The 18,274-nt window shown below is 39.1% G+C and carries 20 protein-coding genes; 7 read left to right on the top strand and 13 right to left on the bottom strand.

Annotated elements, in window-relative coordinates:
• Window positions 1-60 precede the first annotated feature (60 nt).
• The 4 genes from I858_RS11690 to I858_RS11705 all read right to left on the bottom strand — a co-directional run bounded on the left by I858_RS11690 (window position 61) and on the right by I858_RS11705 (window position 4,378).
• Complete coding sequence (locus I858_RS11690; protein WP_049693450.1) at window positions 61-2,094, bottom strand: TRAP transporter permease; 2,034 nt, start codon at window positions 2,092-2,094, stop codon at window positions 61-63.
• Window positions 2,084-2,512: a DUF1850 domain-containing protein gene (locus I858_RS11695; RefSeq protein ID WP_239457136.1), complete on the bottom strand. Its 429-nt coding sequence runs from the start codon at window positions 2,510-2,512 to the stop codon at window positions 2,084-2,086. The genes I858_RS11690 and I858_RS11695 overlap by 11 nt, the downstream gene beginning before the upstream one ends.
• A 174-nt stretch (window positions 2,513-2,686) precedes the next feature.
• The gene (locus tag I858_RS11700; protein WP_049693452.1) at window positions 2,687-3,667 is read right to left on the bottom strand and encodes a TAXI family TRAP transporter solute-binding subunit; all 981 of its coding nucleotides are present in this window, start codon (window positions 3,665-3,667) and stop codon (window positions 2,687-2,689) included.
• A gap of 126 nt (window positions 3,668-3,793) precedes the next feature.
• A complete protein-coding gene (locus I858_RS11705) occupies window positions 3,794-4,378 on the bottom strand; it encodes a phosphatidylglycerophosphatase A family protein (RefSeq protein ID WP_049693453.1) in 585 nt (194 codons plus the stop codon).
• Between the two features lie 104 nt (window positions 4,379-4,482).
• Here I858_RS11705 and I858_RS11710 point away from each other — a divergent pair, with 104 nt between their 5' ends.
• The 3 genes from I858_RS11710 to I858_RS11720 all read left to right on the top strand — a co-directional run bounded on the left by I858_RS11710 (window position 4,483) and on the right by I858_RS11720 (window position 6,223).
• Entirely contained in the window at window positions 4,483-5,205 is a 723-nt protein-coding gene (locus I858_RS11710) for an alpha/beta hydrolase (RefSeq protein ID WP_049693454.1), read from the top strand.
• A gap of 64 nt (window positions 5,206-5,269) precedes the next feature.
• Window positions 5,270-5,788: a YjcG family protein gene (locus I858_RS11715; protein ID WP_049693455.1), complete on the top strand. Its 519-nt coding sequence runs from the start codon at window positions 5,270-5,272 to the stop codon at window positions 5,786-5,788.
• Entirely contained in the window at window positions 5,789-6,223 is a 435-nt protein-coding gene (locus I858_RS11720; RefSeq protein WP_049693456.1) for a GNAT family N-acetyltransferase, read from the top strand.
• 56 nt (window positions 6,224-6,279) lie between these two features.
• Here the strand turns inward: I858_RS11720 and fabI are convergent, their stop codons facing one another.
• Window positions 6,280-7,050 (bottom strand): enoyl-ACP reductase FabI, encoded by a 771-nt coding sequence (fabI, locus tag I858_RS11725; protein WP_049693457.1) that lies wholly within the window; start codon window positions 7,048-7,050, stop codon window positions 6,280-6,282.
• A 78-nt stretch (window positions 7,051-7,128) separates the two neighbouring features.
• Window positions 7,129-8,499 (bottom strand): magnesium transporter, encoded by a 1,371-nt coding sequence (gene mgtE / locus I858_RS11730; protein ID WP_049693458.1) that lies wholly within the window; start codon window positions 8,497-8,499, stop codon window positions 7,129-7,131.
• 102 nt (window positions 8,500-8,601) lie between these two features.
• Between mgtE and prpE the strand changes: the two genes are divergently transcribed.
• Window positions 8,602-9,339 (top strand): bis(5'-nucleosyl)-tetraphosphatase PrpE, encoded by a 738-nt coding sequence (prpE, locus tag I858_RS11735; RefSeq protein ID WP_049693459.1) that lies wholly within the window; start codon window positions 8,602-8,604, stop codon window positions 9,337-9,339.
• On the opposite strand, the gene I858_RS11740 is transcribed toward prpE, so the two are convergent.
• From I858_RS11740 to I858_RS11755, 4 genes are read right to left on the bottom strand one after another with little or no spacing between them, the layout of a single operon-like run.
• Complete coding sequence (locus I858_RS11740; RefSeq protein WP_065524918.1) at window positions 9,336-10,211, bottom strand: RluA family pseudouridine synthase; 876 nt, start codon at window positions 10,209-10,211, stop codon at window positions 9,336-9,338. The two genes, prpE and I858_RS11740, sit on opposite strands and share 4 nt — an antisense overlap.
• 5 nt (window positions 10,212-10,216) lie before the next feature.
• Complete coding sequence (locus I858_RS11745; RefSeq protein ID WP_049694149.1) at window positions 10,217-11,023, bottom strand: NAD kinase; 807 nt, start codon at window positions 11,021-11,023, stop codon at window positions 10,217-10,219.
• Between the two features lie 8 nt (window positions 11,024-11,031).
• Entirely contained in the window at window positions 11,032-11,697 is a 666-nt protein-coding gene (yjbM, locus tag I858_RS11750; RefSeq protein ID WP_049694150.1) for a GTP diphosphokinase, read from the bottom strand.
• Between the two features lie 21 nt (window positions 11,698-11,718).
• Window positions 11,719-12,108 (bottom strand): UPF0738 family protein, encoded by a 390-nt coding sequence (locus I858_RS11755; RefSeq protein WP_049694151.1) that lies wholly within the window; start codon window positions 12,106-12,108, stop codon window positions 11,719-11,721.
• A 111-nt stretch (window positions 12,109-12,219) separates the two neighbouring features.
• Between I858_RS11755 and I858_RS11760 the strand changes: the two genes are divergently transcribed.
• From I858_RS11760 to I858_RS11770, 3 genes are all read left to right on the top strand, one after another.
• Window positions 12,220-12,807: a CYTH domain-containing protein gene (locus tag I858_RS11760; RefSeq protein ID WP_049694152.1), complete on the top strand. Its 588-nt coding sequence runs from the start codon at window positions 12,220-12,222 to the stop codon at window positions 12,805-12,807.
• Between the two features lie 99 nt (window positions 12,808-12,906).
• Window positions 12,907-13,305, top strand: coding sequence for a globin domain-containing protein (locus I858_RS11765; protein ID WP_049694153.1), 399 nt, complete (start codon window positions 12,907-12,909; stop codon window positions 13,303-13,305).
• On the top strand, window positions 13,302-14,099 hold the full coding sequence (locus I858_RS11770; RefSeq protein WP_049694154.1) for a ClpXP adapter SpxH family protein: 798 nt from the start codon (window positions 13,302-13,304) through the stop codon (window positions 14,097-14,099). The genes I858_RS11765 and I858_RS11770 overlap by 4 nt, the downstream gene beginning before the upstream one ends.
• Window positions 14,100-14,563: 464 nt before the next feature.
• Here I858_RS11770 and pepF read toward each other — a convergent pair whose 3' ends face one another.
• Genes pepF through mecA form a run of 3 tightly spaced genes read right to left on the bottom strand, consistent with a single transcriptional unit; the run spans window position 14,564 to window position 18,249 of the window.
• Window positions 14,564-16,372 carry an oligoendopeptidase F gene (gene pepF / locus I858_RS11775; RefSeq protein WP_049694155.1) on the bottom strand — a complete coding sequence of 603 codons (1,809 nt, stop codon included), beginning with the start codon at window positions 16,370-16,372 and terminating at the stop codon, window positions 14,564-14,566.
• 44 nt (window positions 16,373-16,416) lie between these two features.
• Entirely contained in the window at window positions 16,417-17,538 is a 1,122-nt protein-coding gene (locus tag I858_RS11780) for a competence protein CoiA (RefSeq protein ID WP_239457137.1), read from the bottom strand.
• 54 nt (window positions 17,539-17,592) lie between these two features.
• Entirely contained in the window at window positions 17,593-18,249 is a 657-nt protein-coding gene (gene mecA, locus I858_RS11785) for an adaptor protein MecA (RefSeq protein ID WP_049694157.1), read from the bottom strand.
• Window positions 18,250-18,274: the final 25 nt, after the last annotated feature.

Here is an 18,274-nt window from a genome sequence, read left to right on the forward strand (position 1 = left end):
CATAGTTATAAAACATAAAGAAAACCGGTTAGGCTTGTGCCTAACCGGTTTTCTTTATGTTTATGCTTCCTCTGTTTTAACAGTTTTTTTATCGCGTGCTAGCCATTGAATACCAAACAAGATGACAAACAAGACGGCACCGATTGTATCAGACAAGCCTTCTGGATAAATCAACGCAAGTCCAGTAGCAAATGTAATGATGCGTTCAAACCAATTGAGCTTCCGGTACCAATAACCAATCAATCCTGCTCCGATCGCAACCATACCTGCTAAGGCTGTGATCAATACCCAAATCAATTCAGGCCAAGTGGTATCGATCATTAATAACGATGGAGACAACACGAACATATATGGAATAATAAAGGCTGCTGCTGCTAATTTTGCTGCAATAAAGCCCGTCCGTATCGGCTCGCCACCTGATATCCCTGATGCTGCAAACGCAGCAAGTGCGACAGGTGGTGTAATATCGGCAATGATTCCAAAATAGAATACAAATAAATGGGCAGATAACGCAACCACAAGTGGCACTGCCGCTCCGACTGGTTCATCTAACATCAACAGCGTAATAATAGCAGGTGCCGCAATTGTCGATGTAATAACGTAGTTAGCCGTTGTCGGAGAGCCCATGCCTAGCACAATCGCTGCTAGCATCGTGAAGAACAACGTTAATAAGATATTTCCGCCTGAAGCAGAAACTAATCCATTTGCTAAGCTCAATCCAAGTCCTGTCTTCACGACGACTCCAACAATAATACCAGCTGCTGCAGTTGCGGCTGCAACCGCTAATGCCGTTCTCGCTCCATCCACCAATGCCAAAATCATATCTTTAAAGTTTAAACGTGTTTCTTTATTAAATGCACTCACAAGTATTGTCAGCACGATTCCGTAAAGCGCTGCTTGCATTGTTGGAATACCAATCAATAAGAAGACGATAATCGCCACAATCGGCAACAAGAGATAAATCTTTTTTAATACTTCTTTACGATTTGGCATTTCTTCGGGTGAAAGACCTTTCAAGCCAATTCGCTTTGCTTCAAAGTGGGTCATAATCCAAACGCCTGTAAAGTATAAAAGAGCTGGAATCGTTGCAGCTTTCGCAATTTCCCAGTAGGTGACGCCACCAATAAATTCAACCATTAGGAAAGCTGCTGCTCCCATAATTGGAGGCATCAATTGTCCACCTGTAGAGGCTGCTGCTTCTACACCACCGGCAAATTCTTTTTTATAGCCTAGTTTTTTCATCATTGGAATTGTGTAAGAACCCGAAGTTACCACGTTAGCAACCGAACTCCCTGAAATTGTTCCTTGTAAAGCACTCGAGAAAATAGCGACTTTTGCCGGCCCACCCGTTAAATTTCCAGCTAGTGATACAGCTAAGTCATTAAAGTACTGTCCCACGCCTGTTTTGACCAAGAACGATCCAAATAACAAGAACGTGAATATAAAAGTGGCCGATACACCAATGGGTGTTCCGAGTACGCCATCTGTCGTATAGAACATCAACTGAACAAGTGAATCCAGATCTTGTCCTCTGTGGCGTAAAAATCCTGGGAAATAAGGTCCGAAAAAAGCATAAGCTAAAAACAAACTAGCAATGACAGTAATTGGCATACCAACTGCTCGTCGCGTTGCTTCTAACGTTAGCAGAACAGCTAAAATTCCGACAACCATGTCTAGTTCTGTAACTCGACCAAGTCGAAAAACCAAATCATCATACATAATTGGCCAATACGAAGCGACACCAACAGATAATAAAGCCAAAATATAATCATACCAATCTACTTTATGACGAATACCTTTGCGTTTTCTAGCTGGGAATAAAAGAAAAATCAAAGATAAAGCAAAGCCTAAGTGAACTGATCGCTGAATATAAGCGGTATATTGTCCGAAAATTGCGGTATAAAGCTGGAATAAAGAAAAAGCTAATAATCCAAAAAAGACTACATGCTTCACAATTCCACTTAAATCACGTGTATTGGATTCAGGATCATACTTCTGTAAAATTTCTTTCTGCTTTTCTTCTGAAACATAAGATTCATCTTCTGGTGGAAGCTTGTTCCGTTCATGTTCTTCTGGAGGCAACTTATCGCTCATCAATCCTCACTCCTTTTCTTAGTTGAAATAAAGATAAGCGCTCTACTCGAAAAGTATACGATTTTCCTCTTTCCAACGTTCCTTTTAAGTCAACGCGACTGCCTTTGGTTTTAAACGACAAACCCGCATCAACATCTCCAACAAATAACCGAAATTCCGGAAGTTTCCTTGTCATATTTTTAATAAAGTATTTCCCATCTTTTTCGACAAAGGTTTCTCCTTCTCCTGCATTTGAAGGCATGCCAATATTAAAATCTTCATATTCCAGCTCTGTCATCATTAGCTCACCATCGTCTGTTACTTTGTAACTTTCAATGACTTCTGAAAGATGAATAGAATGCGTATAGATGATTTGAAACAAGCGACTCTCCAATGGGATATAAGCTGCTAGATTTTCACTTTCATTGTCAATAAACACATAATATTTTTGGGAAGGGATCCATACAATTAAGGAGCTGATTAGGATGAGGGCACTTAGTAAAAGAAGGATTTTGTGTATCCGGGTAAACCGCATAATTTATTCTCCTCCAGCTAAAAAAATAAACAACTGACGGAAAGCTTGCGCTTCATCGTCAGTTGATTGCTCATTCAATTAATTTACTTCGTCAAAATATTTTTGTGCTCCAGGATGAATATCGATACCGATTCCATCAAGACCTGTTTCAGCTTTGATCAATTCAGCTTTTGCATGCTGGATTTGATCTGTATTTTCATAAATCGCTTTTGTAATATCATAAACAAGATCTTCAGAAAGATCATTTTGTACCACTAACATAGCTAAAACTGAAACTGTTGGTACTTCTTCAGTCAAGCCATAAATGCCTGACGGTACAACATCATGTGCATAATATGGATATTTCTCGATAAGTTCATCTGCTTTTGCTTTTTCTACAGGCACTATCACGACGTCTGAAGTTGCGCCTAAGCTTTCAACTGCGCCTGTTGGCGTTCCAGCAGTAATAAACGCTGCATCAATTTGACCAGACTGCAAGCTTTCTTGAGACTCGCCAAAGTCAAGATTCTGTGCATCAATATCATCCATGGTCATGCCATGAATTTCCAATAATTGTTCCGCATTGATATATGTTCCCGATCCAGGTGCACCTACTGAGATTTTTTTGCCTGCTAAATCTTCAAAAGAAGCAACTCCTGAACTTGAAGTTGTTACCAATTGAATAGTCTCTGGATAAAGAGCGCCAATTGCTGAAACGGTATCGATGACTTCGCCTTCGAACATATTTGTTCCTTCAGCAGCATAGAAAGCTGTATCTGTTTGAACAAATGCAATTTGAGCATCTCCATCAGCAAGCGCTGTCATGTTAGCGGCAGATGCTTGTGAGACTTCTGCAGTTGTATCCAATCCCGTTTCTGTTTCAATAATGTTAGCCATTGCGCCACCAAGCGGATAGTACGTACCTGTTGTTCCGCCTGTTAGGATGCTAAGGAATTCAGGATCTTTAGAAGCTCCTTCTCCACCTTCGCCTTCTGTAGCCGCATCATCTCCACAACCTGCTAAAAATACAGATCCTGCAATCGTGACCGCTGCAAACAAACCAAATTTCTTTTTCAACATAAAGTGACCTCCCTTTTCTACAATACTAATTTCTATTTCAACTTTATAATAGCATGTCTTTCTTACTAGTTTCAATGCATTTCGTTAAATACAATCGCTTACAGAAAGAACATTTAGAATACTTCCTTATGTGTCTGTCCCACTTATATGAATTTCAGGAGTAGTGTCTCGTGGTGACAAATCTTCAAAGGTTTTGCCTTGTTCTTCAAGATCACGTGTACGATGAGCAATACGCGCCGATGCACATGCAGCTATACTCGCAACTAAGTCGTCGAGAAACGTGTGAACTTGTCCTCCATATTTTGTATCCAACTCATGGATAATACCTGTTTTGTTTTTATCTAAGTGACCAAATGTTGTTACAGCGATACTGCCATAAGTTAAAACTGCCCCTAAGCCGATCATTTCATCGACACCAAATAGTCCTTCATCCGATCCTACGATTTCTTGAAGTGGCTTAGATAGTTTTCCTTGCTCGGCTAGTTCATCTAATTCTATTCCCACGAGCAATGCATGTTGCATTTCTCGTTTACGTAAAACGCTTTCAACCGACTCCATACAATGTTCAATTGTAAGACCTTTATTAAACGAAATTTGCATATCAAATACAATTTTGGCAATGTCTTCGTTTGTAACGCCTCTTCGTTTTAATGCTTCATGCGTTGCTTTTGTTACGACGTCTGAGTGAACTTGGAACTTTGCACCATCCATATTAAAAACCCCTTCCTCAAAGCTTAGTGATGTTCTGCTCTTATTATACCTTGAACATTCATTATGGTACAATTTTCTTATAGAAGAGAAGAGGAGGCAAACATATGGCTAATGGCAAGGTAGAGGATTTATCAATCTATAGCAAAGAACTTCAAGAAGACATGCAATTGCTCGTCTATCTTCCGTCAAATTACTCGCCCTTATATAAATACACCATTGTCATCGCTTCTGATGGCAAAGACTATTTTCAACTCGGACGCGTTCCACGAGTGGTAGATGAATTATTAGAAAATCGAGAAATCGAAAACATTATTGTGGTCGGTGTTCCTTATAAAAGTGTAGCGGACCGCAATAAAAAATACGAGCCAACTGGTGAACAACACAGTTCTTATTTACGCTTTTTAGCACATGAACTGGTCCCTTTTTTAGACGCACAATATCCAACTTATCAAGTAGGAATGGGACGTGCTTTAATTGGTGATTCCTTAGCAGCAACAGTTTCGTTAATGGCGGCTTTAAAATACCCCAATATTTTTGGTCGTGTCATTCTTCAATCACCAAAAGTTGGTGAAGAAATGCTAAATGCGGTAGAAGCATTTAAATCTTCCAGTCCATTTACGGTTTATCACGTTATTGGAAAAGAAGAAACTGCCGTTAAACTAGGCAGTGGCAAAACCGCTGATTTCCTTGAACCCAATCGGAAATTAAATAATTTAATGAAAAATAAAGGGTTTTCGGTCTTTTATGAAGAATTTGAAGGAGACCACACTTGGAAGCATTGGCAACCTGATTTAAGACGTGCCCTTATTCAAAACTTTGGCATGTAATAGTTGGAAATGCTCCAAGGCATTATATTTCTAGATGGTTATAACAGACAAGGAGGTTTTTAGGATGAACTATGGAGTCGCAGTTTTCCCTTCAAAAAAAATGCAGGATATCGCCAATTCGTACAGAAAACGATATGACCCGCATTACGAGATGATTACCCCTCATATGACATTAAAAGAACCATTTGAGGTGGATGCGTCAGAAATCAAGGACATTGCAACAGAAATGACAAACATCGCTAAACGTCATAAGCCGTTTAAATTGCACACAACACGTGTTAGCACATTTTCACCGGTTACGAACACACTTTATTTCAAAGTAGAGCCAAACCCTGAAATCACTTCTTTACATGAAGATCTGCATTCTGAGTTTTTTGGTGGCATGTCGAAACATTCATTCGTGCCTCATATTACAATTGGACAAAAACTGTCTGATACAGAGCATGCGGATATTTATGGCCAATTGAAGATGGCTGGTATCGATCAAGAAGAAATGATTGATCGGATGCATTTGCTTTACCAATTGGAAGATGGTTCATGGACAGTATACGAAACATTCCGTTTATCTGGAGATGATCAGTAAGTGTTAAAAGCAAAAATAGCTGAGACGCAAATGGAAAAAGAACAAGCTTTCGACGTCCGTAGAAAAGTTTTTGTAGAAGAACAACAAGTTCCTATACACATTGAAATGGATGAACACGATGACAGCGCGATTCATTTTATTGCTTATCAGCTTGAACAACCCGTGGCTGCCGGTCGAATGAGAGAAGTCGAAATCGGGCTTGGTAAAGTTGAACGCGTCTGCGTACTTTCTGAGTACCGCGGTCTCCACATTGGCGTCATGGTGATGAACGAAATGGAACAATATGCACAAGAGAATGGCATTTTCAGACTCAAATTAAATGCTCAAACTCATGCACTTCCATTTTATGAAAAGCTGGGTTATGAAGTCGTGTCAGAAGAATTTCTAGAAGCTGATATTCCTCATAAAACGATGGAAAAATCGGTTAACGGTTAACAAACAACAAAGGACAGAGAAAAGTTTTTACTTTTCTCTGTCCTTTGTATTGCTTTTTATAAAATATGGAATCCACTATCTACATGAATGGTTTCTCCTGTAATTCCGCGAGACATATCGCTGAAAAGGAAAGCTGCTGTATCGCCCACTTCTTCAGGCGTTGTATTGCGACGCAATGGTGCTTTTTCTTCAATCTCATGCAAGATGGAGTTAAAATCACTGACACCTTTTGAAGATAGTGTACGAATCGGTCCTGAAGAAATCGCATTGACACGAATACCGTGTTTGCCAAGGTCTGCTGCCAAATAACGGACAGACATTTCAAGAGATGCTTTTGCAACACCCATGACGTTATAGTTTGGCATGACACGTTCTCCACCAATGTACGTTAAAGCTACAATGCTGCCACCTTCTGCCATCAACGGTTTCGCATTTTTTGCAATGCTTGTTAACGAGTAAGCACTAATATTATGTGCTAGTAAAAAACCATCTCGTGATGTATCTGAAAAGTCACCTGCTAGCTCTTCGCTTTTGGCAAAAGCGATACAATGCGCTAATCCGTGAATTGTTTCAACTTGTTCTTGAATCGTTTTAAAGCATGTAGCTACTGCTTCATCGTTTGTTACGTCACATGGCAAAATCAATTCGTGGTTACCATCTAATGTTGCGACCAAATCCCGCACTGATTTCTCAAAGCGCTCTCCTGCATAGGTGAAAATCAAGTTGGCCCCCGATTGATCTAACGCACGCGCGATTCCCCAAGCAATGCTTCGCTTGTTGGCTACTCCCATAATGACAAAAGTCTTTCCTGTTAATGATATTGACATGACCATTCCTCCTGCGTCTGTTTTATTACCTGGTACTAATAATACCTCATAAAAAAGAAAAGTGCAATTTGCACTTTTCTAAAGACGGCTCAAAAATGTTGTAGCTAAGCCTAGATAAATCAAAATAGAAATAATGTCATTCAAGGTTGTAATAAAAGGACCAGATGCTACGGCTGGGTCAATCTTCATACGGTGAATTAATAATGGAATAAATGAGCCAGCTAAAGTGGCAACAAAAATAGAACTCATAACAGCTGTACCAACTAGCATCCCAATCAATAATTCTCCTTTCCAAAAATAAACCAATCCGACAACAACAATTCCACAAACGACGCCCGTAATCAGTCCCGTACCTGCTTCACGAAATAACAACTTTGTTTTACTTTCTTCTTCAATGTCTCCCGTCGCAATTCCTCGAACAGCTACAGCTAAAGCTTGCGTCCCACTATTACCAGCCATACCAGCAATCAGTGGAATAAAAACAGCTAGAAGCGCTACTTGGTCTAAGGTTGCTTCGAACATCCCCATTAAGTTGGCTGTCAACATCCCTAAAAATGTCAGCAAAATCAACCAAGGCAAGCGTTTTTTTGCAGCCGTTAACGAACTTTTATCAAAAGTATCCATGTCGGATACGGCTGCGAGTTTAGAATAATCATCTGAAGCTTCTTCTTCGAGTACATCGATAATGTCATCAACTGTAATAATTCCCAGCAAATGTTGTTGGAAATCCACAACCGGTAAAGCCAAAAAGTCGTAGTCTTTAATCATACGTGCAACTTCTTCTTGGTCTTCACTAACGGATACACTGACCACTCGTTCATTCATAATAGATTTGATTAATGTATCTTCTTCTGCAAGAATCAAATCTCTCAACGTCACAATGCCAGAAAGTTTCTTATCATCGTCTACGACAAAGACGTAGTAAATCGTCTCAGCATTTGGAGCCGCATTACGAAGAATGTTCATTGCAGATCGAACCGTTGAATTTTTGGGGATTGCTACAAATTCTGTTGTCATGATTGAACCCGCTGTATATTCTTCGTAATGCAACAAGTCTTTAATTTGACGTGCTGATTCTTTATCCATAATTGTCAAATAACTTGCAACTTGTTCTTTATTCAATTCATTTAAAATATCGACTGCGTCATCCGTATACATATAAGACAGTAAATCTGCTGCATAGCGGGCATCCATTTCGCGAAACAAGTCTTCGTAGTCGTCATCATCTAATTCAATTGCTTCAAAAAGATCCGCCATCTCTTTAGGAGAGAGATACTGATACAGCAATTGCCTAGTCTCGGAATCTGCCTTTTCATAAAAACTTGCTTGGTCGTATGGATGGTGTGATAAAAACTCTTCACGGAAGTCTTTAACATCTCCACGAATGAGTAATTCGGTAAACAATGCCTCGTTTAATTCTTCGTCACGTACTACTTTATCGTCCATCATGTATACTCCCTCCTTTCGAAGCTTTTCTATGCTTGCTTATAGTAGTTTATACGCTACACCATCAATATGTATAGTATATTTAAAATCAAAGAGGTGCATAAAATGAAATTTGATATTATTGGCGACATTCATGGATGCTATCAAGAGCTCTTGTTGCTGATTGAACGTTTGGGTTATCAACAACAAAACTCTGTCTTTACTCATCCAGAAGACAGGCAACTCGCTTTTGTCGGTGATGCTATGGACCGCGGACCTGAATCCTTGAATGTCCTCCGGCTATTGTTCGCTTTACAAGACGCAAACGTTCTTAACTATTCTCCTGGCAATCACTGCAATAAACTTTTTCGTTTTTTTAAAGGACACGATGTTCAATTGGCTCATGGCTTAGAAATGACCGTGCACGAGTGGGAACAACTGCCAAAATCCGAAAAACAACAATTTCGAAAGCGTTATATTTACTTTTACGAACAACTTCCACATTACCAACAAGTTGGTGATGACTTGATTATTGCTCATGCTGGGTTGAAAGCCGAAATGATTGGAAAACCAGTAAACAGAAGTATTGCCGCATTTGTTCTATATGGAGACGTAACAGGAAAATTCCAAACTGATGGTCGTCCTATAAGACGTGACTGGGCTAAATCCTATACTGGAGAGCAATGGATCGTGTACGGACATACACCCACTGAAAAACCATATATTATTAACCGGACAGTCAATATCGATACAGGTTGTATTTTCGGAGGCACATTAAGTGCTCTTCGCTACCCTGAAAAAGATGTTGTTTCTGTTCCTTCTTTGCAACCTTATCAACCAGATCGCTTTTCTACATACGATTAAAGCAAAGATTGCATATCTTCATTTAACGCAGAATGAAAAACAAGCGGTTTTCCAGAAACCGGATGAACCAATTCGAGTTCTGTGCAATGCAATGCTTGGCGGTTGATCTCTGCTCTTTTGCCACCATATAAATCGTCTCCCACTAGCGGATGACCTATGTGAGTTAAATGAACACGAATTTGATGCGTTCTGCCTGTATTTAACTGTAAGCGAATATGAGAATACTCTTCGAGAAGTGCAAGTACTCGAACTTCTGTTTGTGCAAACTGACCGTCAGCGCGCACTTCTCGCTCGATAATGCTGGTATCTTTTCGTCCGATTGGAGCGGTTATTGTAAATTCACTGTTGTCTATTCGTCCATGAACCAATGCCTCATACCGTCGTTTCATCTTTTTTTCTTGCTGTTGCAAAGAAATCATATGGTGAATGTGACGGTTTTTTGCAATGCATACAAGTCCTGATGTGTCGCGGTCAAGTCGAGTTGCAATGTGCAAAGTCGAGGGAATGCCATGATCATTAAAATGCTTGGCAACAATATTTGCAACACTTCCAAAAGGATGTTCACGAGACGGAATGGTGTTTTGCATAGGTGGTTTTTCAACAATCAACAAAGCTTCATCTTCATAAACAATTTCTAATGGTCCCGCTTCAGCGATTAGGCCTTTTCCGTGTGTTTCATTCGGAAAAATAACGGTCACTGCATCGCCTTTTTGCAAGGGATGCCTGACCGTCACTTCTACACCATTTACTAAAATTTGACCACCGCCATATTTAACAGAAGCTAAGGTTCGCTTGGAAATACCCCATACTTCCAATGCTTCGCGAAGAAGACCTGATTGTTCAGCAGTATAAATTAACTGAAAAGGTTTCATAGCAATCAATCCGATAGCTCGCTGTCGATAAAAGAGTCGTGAACACGTTGCCAAAACGGAAATGCACGAAATCTAGCAAAACGGACTTTTTCGTCAGCCACTCGATATTCAATTGATTTTACATCTTTGTGAAGCAATTGCAAATGATCAACAGTTACCATAAAATCTGGTGCTTTAACCGGTCGCAACGCACATCTATGATGAGCAGGTAACACTAGTGGCGAGCCTACTGTTCGGAATACACGGTTGTTGATAGAAGCCATCTCCGTTAACTGCATCGCTTGCAGAGACGGATGAATGATTGCACCGCCCAATGCTTTATTATAAGCTGTACTGCCTGAAGGTGTTGACATACATAGGCCGTCTCCTCTAAAGCGTTCGAAATGACTTTCGTTTAAAAAAACATCCATAACCAATGTGACGTCAGGCGACTTTACAGTTGACTCGTTTAACGCCAAGTACACTGCAGGCTCATCTAAGTTTTGATAATGAATGCTCACCTCTAACAACGGATATTTAATCACTTCGTATTCTTTTTTAGCAATCGACAAAACTAGTTTTTCAATCTCAATTGGTTTCCAGTCAGCATAAAAGCCAAGATGGCCCGTATGTATTCCAACAAAAGCTACATCCGCCAGTTTTTCACTGTATTTGTGAAACGCATGAAGCAACGTTCCGTCTCCACCGATCGATAATACAACGTCTGGTGATTCTTCATCCCATTGCATACCAAAGTCTTGTAAATAATCTTTTGCTGTAGCCATCAATTCATTCGATAATTTATCTGTTCTCGATATAATGTAAAATTTCATTGTTTTGTTCAACCTCCTTCTCGATCACTTCGGAAATGTGTTCCAGATGATTCCTTAAATTCATTAAAATAAACTTGTGCTTCTTGAATTTCATCTCGGATTTGCGACATTTCCTCATCCAACTGAAATGCAGCTTCAGCCGCGCGCTGTAGCCGATTTTTTATTTCTTCTGGAAAATCGCCTTTGTATTTATAGTTTAAAGAATGCTCAATCGATGCCCAAAAATTCATAGCAAGTGTACGAATCTGAATTTCTGCTAAAACTAACTGCTCTCCATTAATTGTTTGAACGGGATATTCCACAATCACATGATACGAGCGATAGCCGCTTTGTTTTTCATTAGAAATATAATCTTTTTCTTCCACAATCCGCAAATCTTTACGCTGTCTTAACAACTCTACAACGGTTTCAATATCTCCCACAAACTGACACATCATTCGAATGCCAACAATATCCTGCAATTGATGAGCGAGTTCTTCTGAAGGTTCAAACGGAATGCCTTTTTCAAGTGTTTTATCATAAATGCTAGCCAAAGGTTTAACACGTCCAGTCACAAACTCAATTGGCGAGTTTGTGTTATCGTTCTCAAATTGGTTTCGCATGCCTTTAAATTTTATCTTTAATTCGTCTACTGCTTGTTTATAGGGTGTTAAAAAATGATTCCATTGCCCCATCCCGAGCCCTCCTCACTTCTTTTAAAATCGTGAAGCAAGTGCCTCATGAAATGTCTTTTCCACAGCTTTACGAAAAGATTCGCTGTAAGTGTCATTGGCTTCTATGCTTTCCACGAGCATCTGCAGCTTTTCGTGAAATTCAGCTAATGGCATAATTTGTTTGCCCCATAGTAAAAGAGGGACATTTTTTTGCTGAAGTGCTTTTGTTAATGCAGGCCATGTATGTAATCCAAACTGTACGTATATGTAATCAGTACCCGTATCTAGTAAATAGATAAACGCTTCATTGTTAGCATCAGCCAGCATTTGACCCGATGCCTCAAGTGATTCAGTTGGTTCCATTTCTTCAATAATGAATTCAATGTTGTTGTTGGCAATTTGCGTCTTGTTGACCTTCACTAATTTATGCAAATCAGAACTTCCTTTCTAGCTTGTTGATAATCATATTTTACCACAGCTCTGTCATTCGTTGCAGTTTGCGTCAAACTATCCGATAATGAAATTAATAGAGAGGTGCTTATCATGACGAAAGAACTTGAAATCGAATTTAAAAACATGCTGACAAAAGAAGAATACATTCATTTGCTTGAAGACTTTACTCATTTTCATAGCGGTCCACTTACACAGCACAATCATTACTTTGATACAGATGACTTTCAACTTAAAAAACACCACAGCGCTTTGCGTATTCGCCAAAAAAATGGGCGCTTTGAATGCACGCTGAAAATCCCAGCACCCGTTGGCCATTACGAAATTACAGATTCATTGACCGAAGACCAGGCAAATGCCATGCTCGAGTTGGATCTCTTTAAAGCTGATGAAGTCACAGTTGCACTTGAGACATTAAATGTTCCCATTACGAAGTTAAAATCAATTGGTACTTTAACGACTCATCGTGTGGAATTTGAGTATCTTGATGGTTTATTGGTACTCGACCATTCTGAATACAATGACCAAGAAGATTTCGAGCTGGAATTTGAAGTATCAGATGCCGAGCACGGACAAGAACAGTTTTCAAATCTCTTAAAAGAAAAAAAAATTCCAGAACGCCCAGCAAAGAAAAAAATTGAACGTTTTATGAATTCAGCTATTGATCATAATTCCAATTAGTGATTTCCTTTTACTTTCTACTCATTCAATCGATTTGTTTGAGATATTTGAGATCCGTTGTTAGAATGGATTTACAGCTAATGCAAAGGAGATACGATAATGACTGGAAAACCGATTATTCCGTATGAAGAAATTGGTGCGGAAACATTATCACAATTAGTCGACGCATTTTATGCTCGCGTAGCGGCTCATCCGAAGCTGCAGCCTATTTTTCCTGATGATCTTTCAGAAACTGCCCGTAAGCAAAAACAGTTTTTAACGCAGTACTTAGGCGGACCTAATATTTATTCAGCTGAGCATGGGCATCCAAGACTAAAAGCAAGGCATAATCCATTTCCCATTACACCTGCTAGAGCACAAGCGTGGCTAGAATGCATGAGTGGCGCAATGGACGAAGTAGGACTAAGCGGCACGTTTCGTGAAACTTTATACAACCGACTTGTTTTAACCGCGCACCATATGATCAATGAGTCCGACAGCGAGGAGGAGTTGGAGTGAGCAACCTAGATTTGGTTGAAGAAATTCACGAACCGTTAAATGCCATCAAACCAATGGAATTATACGTTTTTGTGGATCCCTTGAATCCACAATGTTGGGAAATGCAAGGCGTTATTCGGAAGTTACAGATTGAATATGGCCATTATTTTTCTATGCGAATTGTGTTGAGTACGCAAATATTCAACTTAAATAAAACTGTTCTATCAGCAAATATTGATACTGATAATTTAACTCACCCTGTACTACCATCTGTTGCGATAAAAGCTGCAGAACTACAAGGTAAACGATCTGGAAATCGCTTTTTGCACAAGTTACAAGAGCATTTATTTCTTCAATCGAAAGACGTTTCTTCTTACAACGTATTACTTGAAATTGCCGAAGAAGCCAATCTCGACCAAGAAGAATTCAAAACAGACTTTCATTCGGTTCATACCGCAAAAGCGTTTCAATGTGATTTGAAGATTACCCGTGAAATGGAAATTAACGAAGTACCAAGCATTGTATTTTTTAACGAATGCATTGAAGATGAAGGCGTAAAAGTATCTGGACTTTATTCATATGACGTTTATCAAACTATTTTACAGGAGATGATGGGTGAAGAAAGTTTAAATCGCCAAACCCCGCCTTCTTTAGATGACCTTTTTACTAAATACTCGACGATGGCAACAAGAGAAATCGCTTCTATATATAATATTTCTGAACAAACGGCAGAATGTGAATTAAAAAAGAAAGTGCTTCAACAAAAAATTGAACGTATCTGTATGTCAAAAGAAACAATATGGAAAGTTAAATAACCTGCGTCCCAAAATTGGGACGCAGGTTATTTTTTAAGCGTTGATATGCGTATCGACAGTATTTATGTAATTTGGACAGTATTCGAGCTGGATTGGACAGTATTTTGCCAATTTGGACAGTATTTCATTCTAATCGGACAGTATCTCCAAATTTTAGGGGTAAAATCAAGAATTTCAGTCTTCTATAAAACGTAAAAGACGCCTTCCACGTCCGGAAGGCGTCTTTCTATATTACACAAAGGGGATGGGAGAAATGTTCACGCTCAAACAAAGGGGTGTATGTTTGTATGTGATTTATTTCACAAGATTATCTTATCATGGAATAATAGTTAAATCAATATTTCACAAAGACTTTCACATTTTCGTCATATTTTCGTCAGATTGATATCTTTTATTTGCTTATCCATTATTTCAACATAACATAAAAAGAAGCAACCTCCACAAGGACGCTTCTTTTTATAGCTTTATTTGTTCAGTAATAATTTTTCAAGTTCGTTTAATTTTTGTTCAAAGACCATGCATGCTTCTTCTACAGCTTTTGACTCAGTCATGTCTACTCCGGCTTTTTTCAACACTTCAATCGGATAATCAGAGCTTCCTGCTTTTAAGAATTCATTGATGTACCGATCAACTGCTGGCTGTCCTTCTTCAAGGATTCCTTTGCTTAATGCCGTAGCCGCGCTAAAGCCTGTAGCGTATTGAAAGACATAATAATTATAGTAAAAGTGTGGAATGCGTGCCCACTCTACTCCAATTTCTTCATCTGCTGCTACATCTGGTCCGTAATACTTTTGATTTAGCTCATAATAGACTTCAGTTAAGCGATCAGCAGTCAATGCTTCACCGTCTTGATCCATTTTGTGAATCATGTGTTCAAACTCTGCAAACATTGTTTGACGGAATACAGTACCACGGAATCCATCAAGCCAATTGTTCAATAAATAGATACGTTCTTCGTCATTTTCAGCAGCATTGACCATATGTTCGTTTAATAAAGCCTCATTTGTCGTAGAAGCCACTTCTGCTACAAAAATAGAGTAATCACCATAAACGTAAGGTTGATTGTTACGTGAATAATAACTATGAACGCTGTGGCCAAATTCATGTGCCAATGTAAACAAATTATTCACGTTATCTTGCCAGTTCATCAAAATATATGGATTGGTGCCGTATGCTCCTGATGAATAAGCTCCGCTGCGCTTGCCTTTGTTTTCTTTCACGTCTACCCAGCGGTTATCTATGCCTTCTTTGACAATTCCTACATACTCATCCCCTAGAGCTTCCAGCCCTTTCAGCATAACGCCTGTTGCTTTATCGTAAGGCATTTCCATTTTCACTTCTGGAACGAGTGGTGTATGCAAATCCCACATATGAACTTTGTCGAGTCCTAGTACTTCTTTACGCAAAGCAGAATAGCGATGCAATAAGTGAAGATTGTCATTGACCGTTTCAACCAAGTTATCGTAAACCGCTTCTGGAATATGGTCGTCAGCTAAAGCCGCTTGGCGAGCTGAATCGAATTTACGGATTCGTGCATTGACGTTATCGCGTTTGATGTTCCCCGATAAAGTAGATGCAAAGGTGTTGCGGAATTTGCTATACGTCGCATAAACTGCTTTAAAAGCATCTTCACGTACGCGACGGTCGCTACTTTCTAAGAAACGAATGTAATTACCGTGTGTAATTTGAACTTTTTGGCCTGATTCGTCTTCTATTTCTGGGAATTCAAGGTCCGCATTGTTCAAGCTGCCAAATGTTTCAGAAGATGCTTGAGCGACTTCAGACATTTGGGCCATTAAAGATTCTTGTTCAGCCGGCAACACATGAGGACGCATTGCATTTAGTTCTTCAAGTGCTTGCTTGTATAAGCTCAGTCCTTCGTGGTTTGCAACGTATTCATTTAACGTCGATTCGTCTAATGCTAAAATTTCAGGTGTTAAAAAAGACAAACCTGCTGATACTTTTGCGAATAACGATTTGATGCGACTGTCTAATGCTTGGTATTTTGAGTTTGTTGTATCTTGGTCGTATCGCATGTGCGAATACGTATAAAGACGTCTCAGCCGTTCTGTTAACTCGTCTTTATACACCAATACCTCATAAAGAGCATCGGCGCTTTCATGCAACTTCCCTTTGTATGATTCAGCTTTGTCGCTAAGTGTCGCTACTTCGGTAAACTCTTTTTCCCAAAGCGCATCCGTTGCAAATATGTCTTCTAGTTTCCACGTTAATTCAGTCGGAACTTCTTCTCTTGTTAATACTTTCTCAGCCATTTTTTTCCTCCTCTATCCCATTCTTTCGGGAAACGAACTACATCTTATTTTCTCAATTTTCTTACGGTTTTGCAATAGATATCATAGACATTATCCAAAAGGTTGGCATTTGTTTTTTCACTATTTTTTATTGACGTATAAAAAGTCAAATAATCTGTCATAACTTCCAATGCCTGTGAGAATTTTTCCGGATGAGTTAAAACGACTTGCCCGGAAGCAACGAGTGTTTCTAGTCCAACCCCTTTCTCGTAAGCTTGAGCTATTTGTAATTGCCAAATTATCGCTGGCTCTTTCATGCAGTCACCACCGAGTAAAGGTATGCCAAAAAAAGCAGGCACACTCGCTACCTCCACCTGTAATTCATAACATAATCTGCAAAAAAGATTTCCAATACGTCTACCTGCGTATAATTGACTACGAATGTATTGTCTTTTTAAATTCTGAAAAATTCCAATGACAAGTTTAAACTCGTTTCTCGTTAAAGGATTAGGCAAAGCAAAAGGGAAAATTTGTTGGTTGGCTTGAAGTGACTTTGTTTTCCCTACCCATCGGTTGCCACTTACATAAAACAAATTGGATTGATAATAAAATCGATTATTTGGTGGATGAAATAACAATAAATAAGAAAAGTGATCTGCTTGCTGAAACATAGCAACCTCATACGCTTGTAAATGCACTAAGCCAATTTCTTCGCGCAAAGGTTCTTTTAATCCTTTTATCCATACAGGGTGAACATTTAGTCGTTTGTATCCATCAGAGCGCTGAAAAAGCTGTGAAACTGGGATAGGGCTGCATTGGAATTCAATAGCGTAACGTTCGTTAACAAACACGTCCGTGCGTTGACGAATTCCAGATAAATATTTTTCTAAATCTACAGTGTGATTTAACTTTTTGAAGAAGTTGTGCAGAAGGAGCTTTCCGTGTAAATGCAGGGAGGATTCTGGTTCGCTAAACTGATCGCAGCTTGAAAGAGCTTTATGTGCAAAATGAGGGATATTGATTTCTCCGATTTTCAAATGTACCGAAGCTTGACAAGTAGGGCAAAAAAATTGTTCATGCGTTCGAATTTTGTGCAATTCTTGTCGTGAGTGTTGGTTTGTTAAATAGAATAGTTTTTGATTGCTTGTTTTGGCTACTAATATAATTACCACTCTCCTTTCTTCCATTCTATGGAATCCGCAAGATTTTGGCAATAAAAAAAATCTCCAATAAAGGAGATTTTAACCGAAATAATGAAGTACATTTGAAAGTGCATCTTTTACAAAAATAGGTTTACCGTATTCTTCAAGACGGTGAATTGTAAGTGGTGATGTGCGTAAATATTCAGAGATGATGCTGATGTTGTTTTTAATGTCTTCTTCTGAATGCAAGATCTCATCAAAATTCAAGTATAAGTAATATTTATTGTCAAAATAGTATACTGCCGATTCAATTGGTACATACATTAAACGTCGCGCAATCGGTAGCAATTCTTCTATTTCTGAAAAAACAAATGTATATTCAAGTTTCTTAATATCAGGTTCATCGAAGACAGGTTCGAATTCATCAAACTCTGTTGCTTCCGTATCTTCACTTGCAAACATTTTACGACGTTCTTCTATATCATCAGGCAAATCTAATTTTTGACCATCTTTTGTTAGTTGAGCGCGTGTTACTGTAACTTCTAGACCTTTATCCATGGCTTGGACTTGGATCCAAAGTGGACCTTCCATAACGAAATCGGCTTCTTCGTTGACTTCATCCATCATTTCCCAAAAAAGCTCTTCACTTTTGTCTTTGTTAAACCAGATTTCGTCACGGCTAAACCCTCGCTCTTCAACATCGAGATAGGAAATGTAAAATTTAACTGTGTTGTCGTTAATACGTTCGATTTCCATTTTACACCTCTCCTTTACGGTTTGG

It is taken from the genome of Planococcus versutus (assembly GCF_001186155.3).
GTDB classification, from domain to species: Bacteria; Bacillota; Bacilli; order Bacillales_A; family Planococcaceae; genus Planococcus; species Planococcus versutus.